General features: G+C 69.4%; 13 protein-coding genes. 12 read left to right on the top strand and 1 reads right to left on the bottom strand.

Features of this window, described 5'->3' with window-relative positions; all coding sequences use genetic code 11:
• Positions 1-111: 111 nt before the first annotated feature.
• From RM788_RS44865 to RM788_RS44880, 4 genes are all read left to right on the top strand, one after another.
• Positions 112-1128: a zinc-dependent alcohol dehydrogenase family protein gene (locus RM788_RS44865; protein ID WP_315926797.1), complete on the top strand. Its 1017-nt coding sequence runs from the start codon at positions 112-114 to the stop codon at positions 1126-1128.
• A gap of 58 nt (positions 1129-1186) precedes the next feature.
• On the top strand, positions 1187-1597 hold the full coding sequence (locus RM788_RS44870) for a (R)-mandelonitrile lyase (protein ID WP_315926798.1): 411 nt from the start codon (positions 1187-1189) through the stop codon (positions 1595-1597).
• 68 nt (positions 1598-1665) lie between these two features.
• On the top strand, positions 1666-2433 hold the full coding sequence (locus RM788_RS44875; protein ID WP_315926799.1) for a glucose 1-dehydrogenase: 768 nt from the start codon (positions 1666-1668) through the stop codon (positions 2431-2433).
• Positions 2434-2466: 33 nt separating this feature from the next.
• Positions 2467-3234, top strand: a complete 768-nt coding sequence (locus RM788_RS44880; RefSeq protein WP_315926800.1) for a glucose 1-dehydrogenase — start codon at positions 2467-2469, stop codon at positions 3232-3234.
• A gap of 666 nt (positions 3235-3900) precedes the next feature.
• On the opposite strand, the gene RM788_RS44885 is transcribed toward RM788_RS44880, so the two are convergent.
• The gene (locus tag RM788_RS44885) at positions 3901-4023 is read right to left on the bottom strand and encodes a hypothetical protein (RefSeq protein ID WP_315926801.1); all 123 of its coding nucleotides are present in this window, start codon (positions 4021-4023) and stop codon (positions 3901-3903) included.
• Between the two features lie 326 nt (positions 4024-4349).
• Between RM788_RS44885 and RM788_RS44890 the strand changes: the two genes are divergently transcribed.
• The 8 genes from RM788_RS44890 to RM788_RS44925 all read left to right on the top strand — a co-directional run bounded on the left by RM788_RS44890 (position 4350) and on the right by RM788_RS44925 (position 15068).
• The gene (locus RM788_RS44890) at positions 4350-4988 is read left to right on the top strand and encodes a hypothetical protein (protein WP_315926802.1); all 639 of its coding nucleotides are present in this window, start codon (positions 4350-4352) and stop codon (positions 4986-4988) included.
• Positions 4985-5245: a hypothetical protein gene (locus RM788_RS44895; RefSeq protein WP_315926803.1), complete on the top strand. Its 261-nt coding sequence runs from the start codon at positions 4985-4987 to the stop codon at positions 5243-5245. The genes RM788_RS44890 and RM788_RS44895 overlap by 4 nt, the downstream gene beginning before the upstream one ends.
• 247 nt (positions 5246-5492) lie before the next feature.
• Entirely contained in the window at positions 5493-7571 is a 2079-nt protein-coding gene (locus RM788_RS44900) for a hypothetical protein (RefSeq protein ID WP_315926804.1), read from the top strand.
• 362 nt (positions 7572-7933) lie between these two features.
• Positions 7934-8965, top strand: a complete 1032-nt coding sequence (locus tag RM788_RS44905; protein ID WP_315926805.1) for an IS701 family transposase — start codon at positions 7934-7936, stop codon at positions 8963-8965.
• Between the two features lie 600 nt (positions 8966-9565).
• Positions 9566-10792: a serine/threonine-protein kinase gene (locus RM788_RS44910; protein WP_315926806.1), complete on the top strand. Its 1227-nt coding sequence runs from the start codon at positions 9566-9568 to the stop codon at positions 10790-10792.
• A 1104-nt stretch (positions 10793-11896) separates the two neighbouring features.
• Positions 11897-12898, top strand: a complete 1002-nt coding sequence (locus tag RM788_RS44915; protein ID WP_315926807.1) for a 2OG-Fe dioxygenase family protein — start codon at positions 11897-11899, stop codon at positions 12896-12898.
• A complete protein-coding gene (locus RM788_RS44920) occupies positions 12895-14037 on the top strand; it encodes an acyl-CoA dehydrogenase family protein (RefSeq protein ID WP_315926808.1) in 1143 nt (380 codons plus the stop codon). The genes RM788_RS44915 and RM788_RS44920 overlap by 4 nt, the downstream gene beginning before the upstream one ends.
• Positions 14034-15068, top strand: a complete 1035-nt coding sequence (locus RM788_RS44925; protein ID WP_315926809.1) for an HAD-IIIC family phosphatase — start codon at positions 14034-14036, stop codon at positions 15066-15068. The genes RM788_RS44920 and RM788_RS44925 overlap by 4 nt, the downstream gene beginning before the upstream one ends.
• Positions 15069-15070: the final 2 nt, after the last annotated feature.

The following is a 15070-nucleotide window of genomic DNA, read 5'->3' on the forward strand; positions in this document are numbered from 1 at the left end:
CGCTCGCATCCGGGCCCGTGGACCGCTTCGCGCCGACCTGCGCACGGCCCGGGACCGCACTCGGCGGCCGGTACGCCCCGGTATCGGTCGCCCCGACACGAAAGGCAATCCATGCGCGGAGCAGTGATCCACGCCCCCGGCGATGTCCGCTTCGAGACCCTGGAGGACCCGAAGATCCTCCACCCGACCGACGCCGTCATCCGCACGGCTGTCACCTGCGTGTGCGGTTCGGACCTGTGGCCCTGGCGCGGCCTGGAGCCGATCGGCGAGGCGCACCCGATGGGGCACGAGTACGTCGGATTCGTCGAGGAGGTCGGCGCCGAGGTCACCTCGGTCAAGCCGGGCCAGTTCGTCGTCGGGTCCTTCGCCACCTCGGACAACACCTGTGCGAACTGCCGCAACGGTTTCCAGTCCAACTGCCTGCACCGCGAGTTCATGAGCACCTGCCAGGCCGAGTACGTGCGCATCCCCAACGCGCAGGGGACCCTGGTCGCCACCGACGAGGTACCCGGCGAACAGCTGTGGCCCGGTCTGCTGGCCGTCTCCGACGTGATGGGCACCGGGTGGTGGGCGGCCGATGCCGCCGAGGTCAGGCCCGGCTCGACCGCCGTGGTCGTCGGAGACGGCGCGGTGGGCCTGTGCGGGGTGATCGCGGCGAAGGAGATGGGCGCGGAACGGATCATCGCCATGTCGCGGCACGCCTCCCGGCAGGACCTCGCCCGGCGGTTCGGCGCCACCGACATCGTCACCGAACGCGGCGAGGACGGCGTCGCCAGGGTCAAGGACCTCACCGGTGGCATCGGCGCCGACTCGGTCCTGGAGTGCGTCGGCACCGCACAGGCCATGCGCCAGGCCCTGCGCTCGGCGCGGCCCGGCGGCAACGTCGGCTTCGTCGGAGTCCCCCACGACGTCGTCGTCGACGGGCAGGAACTGTTCTTCTCCCACGTCGGACTGCGCGGCGGCCCCGCCCCCGTTCGCCGCTACCTGCCCGACCTGATCGACCGCGTCCTGTCGGGCCGGATCGACCCCGGCGAGGTCTTCGACCTCACCCTGCCCTTGGACCAGGTCGCCAAGGGCTATGAAGCCATGGACGAACGCCGCGCTGTCAAGGTCCTCCTCACGCCCTGATCGCTCGCAGGCCACCCGTGCACCGCTCGTCCCCGACGCTCACAGAGAAGGAATGACCGTGCAGATCACCCGGAGTTCGATCGACACCGCGAAGGGGCCCGCCGACTGGTTCACCGGCGACGTCTACATCGACGCCGTCGCCGCGGCACCCAGCCCGTCGCGGGTCACCGCCAACCTGGTGCACTTCATGCCCGGCGCGCGCACCCACTGGCACCGCCACCCCCTGGGCCAGACCGTGTTCGTCACCGAAGGGATCGGCCTGTGCCAGCGCCGGGGCGGCCCCGTCGAGGTCATCCGGCCCGGTGACCGCGTCCTGTTCGAGGCCGATGAACAGCACTGGCACGGCGCAGCACCCAACCGGCTGATGGTCCACCTGGCGATCAACGAGGGCGACGCAGACCACGATGTCGTGCACTGGCTGACCCCCGTCACCGACGAGGAGTACGCCGCGGCCCCGTCCACCGCCTGAACGACCGACATCAGGTCGGCAGCGGATCGGCACGACGTCGGTCCGCTGCCCGAGAGGACAGGAACCCGATGAACACGACCTACGACTTCACCGGCCGGGTCGCCTTCGTGACCGGCGCCGCCTCCGGTCTCGGCCGCGCCACCGCCCTCGCGTTCGCCCGCGCCGGCGCGCAGGTCGCACTCGCCGACCTGTCGACCGACGGGCTGACGGAGACGGCCCGCCTCATCTCCGCCGACGACGGCCAAGTCCTCACCCTGACCTGCGACGTCACCAGCGAAGACGACGTGCGGGCTGCCGTGGACCGGACCGTCGAACGCTTCGGGCGCCTGGACGTCGCGTTCAACAACGCCGGCATCGAGCAGCCCGTGCAATCGGCCGCCGACACCGCCAAGGACGACTGGGACCGCATCCTGGGGGTCAGCCTGACCGGCGTGTTCCTCTGCGCACGGGCCCAGATCCGGCAGATGCTCGCCCAGGGTGGCGGTGGCGCCATCGTCAACGTCTCCTCCGGCGCGGGCGTCAAGGGTTTCCGGGGTCAGGCCGCCTACGCCGCCGCCAAGCACGGCGTCATCGGCTTCACCCGCTCCGCGGCCCTCGACCACGCCGCCGCGGGCATCCGCGTCAACGCCGTCTGCCCCGGCATCATCGACACCGAGATGATCCGCCGCTTCGGCGACACCCACCCCGGTGGCCGCGCCGGACTCATCGCGGACGAACCCGTCGGCCGCCTCGGCAAACCGGGGGAGATCGCCTCCGCCGTGCTGTGGCTGTGCTCCGACGACGCCGCGTTCACCACCGGCACGGCGCTCGTCGTCGACGGCGGCCAGACCGCCTGACCCACCAGAACCCCACCCAAGGGAGCCGCGTCCGTGAACCCCACCTACGACTACACCGGCCAGGTCGCCTTCGTCACCGGCGCCTCCTCCGGGATGGGCCTGGCCACCGCCCGTGCCTTCGCCGCAGCCGGTGCCGCCGTCGCCTTGGCCGACATCGACGAAACCGCCCTGACGGCCGCGGTCGAGCAGCTCACCGCCGCGGGCCACCAAGCCCTCGCGATCGTCTGCGACGTCACCGACGAGACCCAGGTCGCCGCCGCCGTCGACCGCACCGTCGACACCTTCGGCCGCCTGGACATGGCCTACAACAACGCAGGCATCCAGATCCCGCCCACCGACGCCGCCGACGAGAGCGCCGAACAGTTCGACCGCGTCAACGCCGTCAACCTCCGCGGCATCTGGGCGTCCATGAAGCACGAGCTGCGCCACATGCGCGCCCAGGGCAGCGGCGCCATCGTCAACTGCTCCTCCCTCGGCGGCCTCGTCGGCATCCCCGGCCGCGCCTCCTACCACGCCACCAAACACGGCGTGATCGGCCTGACCGGCAGCGCCGCCCTCGAATACGCCCCACGCGGCATCCGCGTCAACGCGATCTGCCCCGGCACCATCGACACCCCCATGGTCGACGACATGATCGCCAAGGGAGAACTCGACCGCGCCCAAGCCGAAGCAGGCCAGCCCATCAACCGCCTCGGCACCGCCGACGAGATCGCCCAAGCCGTCCTGTGGCTGTGCAGCCCCGCGGCCGGCTTCGTCATCGGCGTCGCCCTCCCCGTCGACGGCGGCTACGTCGCCCAGTAGTCGCGGCCGGCCCTCCCGTCGCGCAGCGCCGAAGACAGCGTCGCCAGCGGAGTGGGGGAGACCGCCCGCTCCCACCCCACGAGCTGCAGATCTCGAATGGCGGGGGTCGATCGTGCTGTTCACGGCGTGTCCGCGTCGACCATGCCCCGAACTGGGCATCCCGAAGTGGTGGGGCGCGCGGATGGAGGCGGTCCGTCCGAGCAGGGCGGAGCCACCCGCGAAGCGGTCCGATCGCGGACGGCCGGGTTGTTCGTCCGGGACGTGTGCGCCGCCGAGGTCGCCCTGCGGCCGCGGGTGTCGACCAACGAGGTCCACGCCTGGCGGCGGCGACGGCGGGCAGGCGGCGCGTCGGCGTCGGCGTCGAAAGGGCCGGGCGGGTCGTGCTGCCTCTTGGACGCCCACACCAGCGCCGCCGTGCGCCTTCCGATCGCCGCGCGTCCTTGGTTGCACGTGATCAGACCACCGGCCGCACACCGGAGCCCAGCCCGGTCGGACACGTGTGGTCACACGTGCAACGCGGCCTGGGCGACCTAGCCGTCCACGGCATCGACGACCTGGTCGCGACTGTGGAGAACCGACCCGAACGCGTCCAGCACCGGACCGATCGGACCGAGGCCTTCCTTGTCCACACCGGCCCCACGCCCGACCCGGCGCCACCGCGACCCTTCAAGGTCTGTTGTGCCGCACCCGGAACAGGCGCTTGCCCCTGACCGGTATGGCGTGCACGGCGCGGTCGCCCTCGCGCACCGTGGCCCCGAAGCCGCCGAAAGCCCTCGGGAGCGTCCCCACCTCGATATCGCGGCCGGGACATGCGGCGTGGAGCACGGCTTCGAGCCCACCTGCGTCGACCAGGTCCTGGCACAGCGGGTCCCCGTGCCGCCCACGTCAACCGCGGCGTCGACCAAGGCGGCAGCGTGGAGCGAACGGGTGCCCATCGGCCGAGGTTGATCCACCCCGGCGTCACCCCGGCGCGAGTCGCACGCCACCGAGCGCGCGATCGGGTGGTCCGACCCCGTGCGGCCGCGACGCACTGCGACAACACGGGTCTGGACAGACCCCTGCCCGTTACCGATAGTTGAGGCCCTTGTCGACCCGCCGTCCCCGAAAGGCTCGCGATGACGTCGCCACCCCGCTCGGCGAACAGCCGGGAACTGGCGCGCATCCTGCGCACCGGCACGTTCGCCGAGGCGTTGGACGCGGCGATCACGGCTCGTGGCCTCACCTTGGACCGGTTGCGGCACCACCTGTCCGAACAGGGGATGGACGTCAGCTTGGCGACGCTGAGCTACTGGCGGCGCAGCCTGCGGCGGCCCGAGAGGCCGGAGTCGCTGCGCGCGGTCCAGGCGCTGGAGGCGCTGCTCGGCCTGCCCGCCTCGTCGTTGGTCACGCTGATCGGCCCGCCCCGGCCGCGCGGGCGCTGGCTGCGCCGCCCGGAGGAGGCCGACCCGGCACTGGTGGCGCGATTCGGGGACGGCGACGACGGCGGGCACGACGTCGTGTCCGCGCACGACGTCTTCACGGTGGCCGAGGACCGCTCGGAGCGCGGTGTGCGCTCCCGACTGGTGCTGCGCGGCGCGCGCGGCCGGGTGACCCGGCGGGTGGTGAAGTACCAGGCGGACGACCCCCGGTACCCGCCCGAGTTGACCGACGTGCGGTTCTGCCGGACGGGACTGGTCCAGCACGACGCGCAGACCGGGCTGCTGGTGGCGGAATTGCTCCTGGACCGCCGCTCGGCGTCGGTGAGCACACGGTGATCGAGTACGAGATCGCGGCGAAGCCCGGACCGCCGGTGGAGTTCTACTACCGCGAGTTGACGCACCCGATGAACGAGTACAGCCAGCAGGTGCAGTTCGAGGGCGCGCCGCCCACCTGGTGCCACGGGTTCCGGCAAAACACCCCGACCGGACCGGAGCGGCTCGCCGAGGCGCTGCCGCTCGGCCCGTCGAAGTCCAGTTGCCAGGTGGGGGTCAACCTGTCGCCAGGTGTCGTCGGTACTCGCTGGCGCTGGTGAAATCAAAACGGTGAAAAGCGGGTTGTTCACAGTTTTCACATTCTGAAACGCCTGGTCAGGGCACCCCGCAACGCCGGGAGCAGGCAATCCGGCACGGGGCGCGCGAGCCGTTCATCCCAAGCTTTCACAGAATACGACCGCCGGTAATCAACCGGCCACCCGTGATTGCCATCAGCCACGAACGACGGTCATTCTTCTGGCGTCACCCTGCAGTGACGGCAGTTCAGTCGTCCGAAAGGCACCCTGCATGAAAACCCTGTTCTCATTTGCTGTTCCCATCGCGATTGTCGCGGCGAGCACGGCACTGCTCACCCAAGGCGAGGCCGCGGCCGCCACCCGGTGTTCGCTCACACCGCCCACGCACGAGAAGTCCGAGACCCCGGCGAGCTGCGTCGCGGCGGACGTGTCGCTCGACCGACTGCCCGCGGTAGGCGAATCGGCCACCGTCACGGTCAAGATCAGGTCCCAGGTCGCGATGGGCAGGGCGAAGCTCGCCATCCGCCTGCCGGACACCCTCCGGCTCACCACCGGCTCGAGCGGCCTGTCCGCGCCACGCGTCGTCGGCCTGTCCCAGGTCGCCGAGCAGCAGTTCGGGCTGTCCGACGCAGGTCGTACGGTCACCTTCGGGGTCACCGCGCTGGCCGCGGGCCCCGCGCACATCGAGGCCGACGTGACCAGCGCGGACGCACCGGCGGCCGACCGGTCGGCGCACTCCTCGGCCACCCTCACCGTCGGCGGCACGGCGGGCTCCTCCCGCACCGGGACCGACGCGACCCGCGCCACCGGAGTCACACGGGTGATGCCGACCCCGGCCGTGGCCGCCGTCGCGGGCAGGATCTGCGCCGCGGGCGCCTTCACCTACTCGGACAAAGCGGGCGCCTGGAAGGCAGGCCGCAAGATCAAGACCCAGATCGCCGGGCGCACCACGACCTCGGCCGCGGCGCAGTACTACGTCACGGGCGAGACCGGGGCCGACGGCGCTTACAAGCTGTGCTTCGACGCCCCGGTGGCGTCGATGGCCCAGGTGTGGGTCGAGTTCGCCACCGACAACGCCCTGTGGCGGGTGACCAACAACGCGGGCACCGGCGTCTACACGGTGAGCACCGCCGCCAAGAACAGCGTCGCGAGCGGCACGGACACCTCGTTCGGCACCACCTCACCGACCAGCGCGCAGATGCGGGGCTGGCACGCGTTCGACGCCGTCAACAAGCTGTTCGCGATCCACGGCTCCGCCACCTGCTGGACCGCAGGGGAGAGCTCCTGCCGCAAGCTGACCCTGCACTGGCAGCCGGGCAGCACGGACGGCACCTACTGGAACAACGACCCGGCGCTGCCGGTGGCGCAGCGCTACGTCGCACTCACCGACGCCGACCCGGATTCCGAGCACACCGTGCTGCACGAGTCCGGTCACGGCCTGATGGACATGCTCTACGCGGGCTCGTGGCCGACGAGCGACTGCCCGTCCCCGCACTACCTGCGCGCCCGCACCGGGCCGAGCTGCGCCTGGACCGAGGGCTTCGCCAACGCCATCGCCGGCTACGCCGTCGGCGACGGCAAGTACATCTGGGCCAACGGCGCCGAGATCAACCTGATGACCACCACCCCGTACAACGCGAACGGGCCCGCGGACAACACCAACGTCGAGAACGGCGACCAGGTGGAGTGCCGGGTCGCGGGCGCGATCATCGACCTGTGGCGCAAGGTCGACAACGGCCCGCTGCCGACCTTCGCGAGCATGACCGCGAACCCGTCCGGCACGTTCGAGGAGTGGTTCACCGCGGACCGCCCGGCAGGCGGCCTGGACGTCTCCTCCGCGACCCGCGACCTGGTCTACACGCACACGATCGACTACCGCGCCGGCACACCGACCCCGACCGGGATCGTCGCCAACGGCGGCTTCGAGAACGGCACGGCGAGTTGGACCGTCACCGGCGGCTCCGTGGGCAACTGGAACACCTACCCGGCGCAGTCCGGGAGCTGGTACGCCTGGCTGGGCGGCAACGGCGCCCCCAACACCGACTCGGTGAGCCAGCAGATCACCGTCCCGACGACCGGTACCCCCACCCTCGGCTACTACCTGCGGGTGGCCACCCGGGAGTCGGGCGCCACGCCGTACGACTACCTGCGGGTGCAGGTCGTCAGCGGAAGCACCACCACGACGCTCAAGACGTGGAGCAACACGGACGCCACCACCGGGTACGTCACCCGCACGGCGGACCTCAGCGGCTTCCGCGGCAAGACGATCACCCTGAAGTTCCTCAGCACCGAGGACTCCACCCTGCAAACCGACTTCCTCGTCGACAACGTGGCAGTCACGACCGCGTGACCACCGGGGTGGCCGGGCACCGCGTCCGGCCACCCCGACGCGATTCGGCCGGGGCCCCGGTGGGACACGGGGAAACCACGGCGACCACACACCGCACGGCACCGGCCCACCGCGCTGGCGACGTCCCTGTCGACCGCCCCCGACGCCGCCCGCCAGCGGCCCGGCGGCTCGGTCGTGCCGATCCGGTACAACCTGAACACCGACGTCAGCGCGGCCATGCGCGCTTTCGCCGCCGCGTGGGACCGGCCGCACGCGATCCGACCACCGGCCTGCACGCCGGACCTCACCCCCGTCGGACACGAGTGGGCGACGTTCGGGTTGATGGTGCGGGCGTTGCTGGCCGATGTGCCGAAGAAGAACTCGTGGGTCTGGCCGAGCGCGCGGGGTTGGCCGCGCCGCGTCCGTTCGAGCATCTGCTCGACGGTGCGGTGTGGGATGCCGACGTGCTGCGGGACCGGGTGCGTGAGCATGTGGTGGCGGGTCTGGGATCGGTGGACGCGGTGGTGGTCGCCGACGACACGCAGGCGGTCAAGAAGGGCGACAGGAGCGTCGGTGTCGCCCCGCGGCATTGCGGGTTGACCGACCAGATGGAGAACTGTCAGGTCATGCCGATGCTGACCTGTGCCACCGAGGCCGGGCACGCGTTCGTGGATCGGGGGTTGTACTTACCCAAGGCGTGGACCTCCGATCCGGCGTGGTGCCGGGCGGCGGGGGGTCCGGTGGATGGGGAGTTCGCGACGAAATCCGCACTGGTGCGGAGGATGCTCGCGCGCCTGGTGGACGCGGGGGTGCCGTTCGGGTGGTTCGCCGCGGACTCCGGCTACGGCCGTGACCCCGATCTGCGGTTGTTCTGCCACGAGGGTGCGATCGCGTACACGATGGCGGTCCCGATGGACCTGCCGTTGGTCGGCGCACGAGGGGAAGCGTTGTCCTGTAGGGATGTTCTGCGGTCGGGGGTCCACCAGTGGGGGCGCCGCACGGCGGGTGAGGGCAGCAAAGGGGCCCGGCTGTACGACTGGTCGACGCACGCGGTGACGGTGAAGGAGCAGCCTCCCACCGCCGGGTTCGGCCACACCCTGCTGATCCGACGGTCCAAGGAGATGAGGAAACACAAGGATCGGCGGTCGTCCTGCGACATCGAGTTCTTCCTGGTCCACGCGCCGGTGGCCGCGACGACGACCGCGATGATCCGGGCCGCCGGGCTGCGCTGGAGGATCGAGGAGGACAACAGGATCGGCGAGGACCGGCTCGGGGTGGATGCCTGCCAGGTTCGCAAGTGGACTCCGTGGTACCGGCACGTGACGATGTGCGTGCTGGCACAGGCTTTCCTGACGGTCACGCGTGCGAGTCAGGGAAAAGAAGCGATGCTCCGGGAGAGCGAGGCGGTCCGTTGAGGCTGGTTCCGCTGCCCTTGTCGACCGCGGCGATCCGGAGGTTGCTGGCCGCGGCCGTGTTGGTCCGCAGCATCGACATCGGTGCTGCGATCGCCCGCACTCCCCGGCGCCAGGTCCACCTGACCAGAGCCCTGATCAACCACTATCGCCGACTCGGTGACCCGCTTCCGCGTGATCTCGGAATGTAGTACAGGGGACAGAGGCCAGCGACTCGAGCCTGTTGGCAGTCGGCACTACGTAGTGGGGTGGCCCTTCGCCAGTGCCGCCTGTGTCTGACGGCCTTCGTGTCCGCCGCACGGTTCGATTTCGCACTCGACCAGACAGCACCGCGGCGTACTTGCCGATTGCGAACCAATCGACGTTCGATGCGCATTGGGAATTCCTTCAGTCGCCACTCCATCATGTCGACCTCGTGATGGGCCGCGACTGCTCTGGAGTTGCTTCGTGGGCTTCACCTCTGGCCGGACATGGGTGCGCAATCCTCGCGGTACCGTTACCGCATTACCCGGTGGTACCCGTTCTCGGCGAACTGCGGGTTTGCGATTCCGGCGGTGGGGAATACCCTGGAACATCCGAATCGTGCGATCGAGAGGTGCACCGGTGCCGCTGTCGGTGAACGACGAACTGCTCGCCGATCGGTACGAGCTGGCCGAGGTGATCGGCATCGGCGGCATGGCAGAGGTGTACCGGGCCTGGGACACCCGGCTGCGGCGCCCGGTCGCGATCAAGGTCTTCACGGCCGACGCGGACCCCGACAACGCCCGCCGGTTCGACAACGAGGTCCACATCCTGGCCGGGTTGTCGCATCCGGGTCTGGTGTCCGTCTACGACGTGGGCACCGCGGGGCGCACCCCGTTCGTGGTGCTGCGGCTGGTCGACGGGCACACGTTGCGCCGCCGCATGGCACTGGGCCCCCTGACCACCGATCAGGTCAGGTCGTTAGGGGCTGCGGTGGCCGACGCGTTGGCCTACGTGCACGGCCGGGGCGTGATGCACCGCGACGTCAAACCCTCCAACATCCTGCTCGACGACGACACCCCGTACCTCGCCGACTTCGGGCTGGCGCACTCGGTCGGGAGCACCCGGCTCACCCGCACCGGTCGGGTGGTCGGCACAGCCGCCTACCTGGCCCCGGAACAGGTACGCGGCGCCGAGGTCGACTCCGCCGCCGACGTGTACGCCCTCGGCCTGGTCCTGCTGGAATGCCTGACCGGCAGGTGCGAGTACACCGGAAGCGATGTCGAGGCCATGGTGGCGCGCCTGCACCGGTCCCCGGTCATTCCCGAGCACCTGCCCGCCGGTCTGGCGCGACTGCTGGCGCTGATGACGTCGCCATCACCCGAGCAACGCCCCACCGCCGGGGATTGCGCCACCGTCCTGCGCGCCGGAGAGCTCACCACCGAGCCGATCCCCGAGCCGATCCCCGAGCCGGAACCCAAGCCGGAACCTGAGCCGTCCCCCCGCAGACCGTGGCCGCATCGGAAAGCGTCCGCGGTCTTCGCGGCGGGTCTGCTGGGAGCCGTCGGGGTCGGCTGGGCGATCACCGCGGGCACCACCGCGCCCGCACCCGAATCCCCCGCGGCCGTACATCCCGCCATCACCTCGACCACACCGGCTCCGACCACCACGACGCAACCCGTCGCGAACCCCGACACGGTGTCCGCGACGACACAGCAACCGCCCGACGACACGAACCACCCCGCGCCCGCCCCTGAGCCGAGCCCTGACGGTGGTTCCGTGGAAAGCCCGGAGCAGGATCAACCGCCGGGGGCGGACAAGAAGGACAAGCAGATCCCCCCTGGTCAGGCCAAGAAGAACAAGCCCTGAACTCGTTGTCGAAGACCGAGTGCACCGTGCACTCCACTTGGACCGCTCACGTGGGCAGCTTCTTGAATCAGGTCAGCACTGTGGCCGAATTGGGAAAGAAGTAAAGGTCACTGCCATGTCGCTCGTATCGGTATGCGGGCAGCGGTGATCGACTAGCCGGGTAATTGTGCGTTCAATGACCTGACGGTGTTGCCCGGGTCTGTCGCTGGGCTCGACGCCTTTACTGGTGACGCAGGTGTCGATGCCGCAATCCCGCATCCACCTGCGCAGGCCCCTGCTCGCAGGGCCTTGTCCGCGTGCAGCTTCTCGGGTTCTGCTGCGGCGACCACGTGTCAGGCGGCCCATCCGCCTTTTCGGCTCACGAAGGTGGTCGATGATCAACGCATTTTTGTGGTTTTGGATGATGGTTTCCCGTCTTGTCGAGGATCTTTTTTCGAATAGATCGCACAACCTCCACCTGTTGGAGTAACCTCAATAAGAGTTCATAATGACATTGCTTCGCCGATGAATAATGCTTTCCACCGTTCGGCGGTGTAGGGGTGGATAATGCGGAGTACCTTCGATTGAAGATCGCGAAAATTTCAGTTCCGATTGGGGTTGCGTTGCTGTGTGGGCAGATGTCGCGTGATGTGGTTGACAGCTTGGGTGTATATTCGGGATCTGCCTTTTTGTAGTTTTCTGCTTGCAACTCCAGATATAGGCCTTCAAGTGAGCCCTTGTAGGGTGCTCCGATCCGTCGATGGTCGGTCCGTCAAAGTAGCCGGAAATGTTTCTTCTTCGCGACTGTTCGACTGTGCCGAAAGCGCAGTTCAGGTGCATTGGGCAAGCGTTGGATGAGGTAAGGGGAGGCGGGACGACGCGGACTTCATCACCGGCACCTCGCACTCCGCGGACGCGTCGATCTCGTTTCTCGACGTGTCCGACGCCTGGCATGTCCCGAACCCGCATCTCATCCCGAAGACCGTGCCCGGCTTGGTGCACTGCGTGACGATGGGCAGGGCCGCGGTCGAGGTGCTGTCCGACCGCGACCGGCACCTGCCGGCTCTGCCGTCGAATCGGCCGAGTGCCAATTCTCTGTGGTGATCGCCAGCACGAAGCGGTGCTGTGGGCGCCGAGTGCGACCCAGTAACAAATGCCGCCCACCCCTTGCGTCGGAGAAAGGTCGACTCGATGAGACTCAGCGACCGCGGATTCACGCTGGTGGACCTGCCGCCCTTGCCGATCGACCTTCTGGAAAGCTTCCACCACCTCGAGTTCGACAAATACGCGGGCCACAGCCGGTACCGGCGTTTCGGCCAGTACCGGCTGGTCACCACCCCTGCCGGGTTCGGGTTCGAACAGCTGCCCCATCGCCGTTACACCGCCCCGCGTGTATTCAACAGCCTCGTGGGCGGCATAGGTCGGGAATACGCCCCGCTCACCGTCGATTTCACCCCGCTCGTGAGTTGGGCGGTCGAACACGTCCCGCTGGAGCCCGATGTGGACTGGCAGGTCGACGTCCACCAGATCCGCGTCGTGGCCACCGCGGGGAACGCAGGCGTAGTCGTCCCGGAGGGACCGCACCAGGATGGGCATGAGTACGTGGTCATCGCTGTGGTCGACCGACACGACGTCACCGGCGGCGAACTCAAGCTGACACCGCTGGACAGCCGTGGCGGGGAACCGTTCTTCGCCGACGTCGTCCCGGCCGGACGTGCCGTCGTGCTCAAGGACCTGGAGCTGTGGCACGACGTCACACCCGTCGAACCGGTGGGGGAGCGAGGCTGGCGTGACACCTTGATCATGACTTTCACGAGGTGGTCGGAGAAGAAGTACGGAGAGGAGTTCGAGGTACGGGAGATCCTGGACCAGGCGACGCCCGACGCGGACGTCCTGCAAGAGCTGTCGGTGTTCTTCGAGACCACATTGGGCAAGCGGCCGGATCCGGATGAGGACTACTTCGCCAGTGGCGAACTCAGCTCGCTCTCCGCGCTGGAGCTGGTGGACTTCGTCGAGCGACGGTTCGCAATTCGGGTCGAGGCCACGGACTTGGACCTCGCCAACTTCCGCACCATGCGACGAATCGCGCGATTCGTCCAGGTGAAGAACACCGGGGTGCGGCAATGACCGCTCCGCCTGATGTCGCGGCCTTCGCCGAGGCCGTGGCGGATGACGCGGCCGCTTGGGACGCGGTCGGCTCGGTGCCCGACGAGGTGTTGCTCACCATGGGCGAGTCCGGCCTGTTCGGCATCGACGTGCCACCACGATACGGCGGCCTCGGCCTTGGCCCCTTGGCTTTGGGGGAGGCCTGCGCGGTGCTGGGCGGCGTGTGCAGCAGCCTGCGGTCGCTGCTCACCGTCCAGACCATGGTGGCGGCCGCCCTGGTGCGGTGGGGCAGCGTCGAGCAGCGGAACCGGTGGCTGCCAGACCTGGTGAGCGGCCGCGCCAGGGCGGCTTTCGCCGCTACGGAACACGGCGCGGGCAGCGACCTCGCGGCTGTCGACACCGCCGTCGACCACCACGCGGAGCACGTCACCGTGCGCGGCCACAAGATCTGGGTCACCTCCGGGCGGTTCGCGGACGTCTTCCTGGTGCTGGGCCGTTCCGCGGCGGGACCGGTCACCGTGTTGGTGGAGGGGGACCGGCCCGGTGTGGAGCGCGAACCGGTCTCCGGGCAGCTCGGGCTGCGTGCGGCGCAGCTCGCCCACGTGCGGTTCGACGTGCGGGTACCGAGGGCCAACGTCATCGCGACCGGTGGATTCGGACTGACCCATGTCGTGGGCACCGCATTGGACCACGGACGCTTCACGGTGGCATGGGGGTGCGCCGGCCTGGCCCAGAGCTGTCTCGAGCAGGCCGTCGCGCACGCTGTCGACCGGAGGCAGGCCGGTGTGGCGCTGGCTGACCACCAGCTCGTGCGCGCGCTGTTGGCCCGATCGCTGGTGGACACCAACGCGGCCAAGGCGTTGTGCGAGCGAGCCGCGGAAGCGAGGCGGTGCACCGCCTCCACCGCGATCGCCGACACGGTGGTGGCGAAGTACGCCGCGGCCAAGGCGGCGGCCTCGGTGAGCCGGGACGCGTTGCAGGTGTTGGGCGCCTCCGGATGCGCGCGCGACAGCCTCGTCGGACGGCTGTTCCGCGACGCCAAGATCATGCAGATCATCGAGGGCTCCGACGAAGTGGCCGAACTGCACATCGCCGACCACGCACTGCGGCAGCACGCCCAGCGGCGAGCGGCGGCAGCACCCCCGGAAGGGCGAAGATGACCACGTCGACCGTGAAGTGCCTGGTCTGGGACCTCGACGACACCCTGTGGGACGGCGTGTTGCTGGAGGGCGACCAGCCGCGGCCACGCGAGGACGCGATGCGCACCTTGAGGACGCTCGACCACCGCGGCATCCTGCACGCCGTGGCCAGCCGCGGCCACTACGACACCGTCCTGCGGCACCTCACCCACCACCGCTTGGACGACCTGTTCTGCGCGGTGCAAGTCGGCTGGGGCACCAAGTCCGCCGCGATCGTCCGCGTGGCCGACGAACTGAACATCGCCGCCGGGGCACTGGCCTTCGTGGACAACGACACCGCGGAGTTGGCCGAGGTGTCGGGTGCACTGCCGTCCGTGCGCTGCTACCCGGCCGAGCAGGTAGCGGCCCTGCCGGACCTGGAGGAGTTCCGGCCCCCGTTCGTCACCGCGGAGTCCCGGCGACGACGGTCGTTCTACCAGACCGACCATCGTCGCCGCACGGCCGAGCAGGACGCCGGAGTACCCGCACCGGAGTTCCTGGCCTCGCTGGACCTGGAGATGACCGTCCGCCGGGCCGGACCCGACGATCTGGCACGGGTCCACGAGTTGACGTTGCGCACCCACCAGCTCAACACCACCGGACGCACCTACGACCTCGACGAACTGCGCGAACTGACCGCTTCACCGGGACACGAGGTCCTCGTCGCCGAACTGGCCGACAGGTTCGGGGAGTACGGCACCATCGGCCTGGCCGTGACCGAACTGGCAGGGGAGGACAGCATCCTGCTCCTGCTGCTGACCTCGTGCCGGGTGATGTCCCGCGGTGCCGGTGGAGCGCTGCTGGATCACCTGGTCCACACCGCGCTCGCTGCCGGAAAGCGTCCCGTGGCGCACTACACCCCCACCCCCGTGAACCGCATCATGCTGATCACCCTCAGATTCGCGGGCTACGAGGTCCAGGAAGAGAACGAGGCAACCCTGGTGCTGGCAGTCGATCCCGCGAAACCGCCGATGTCGCGCCCCACCGCCGTCCGCGTGAATCGGTGGTCGTGACC

The organism is Umezawaea sp. Da 62-37 (genome assembly GCF_032460545.1).
Lineage (GTDB): Bacteria > Actinomycetota > Actinomycetes > Mycobacteriales > Pseudonocardiaceae > Umezawaea.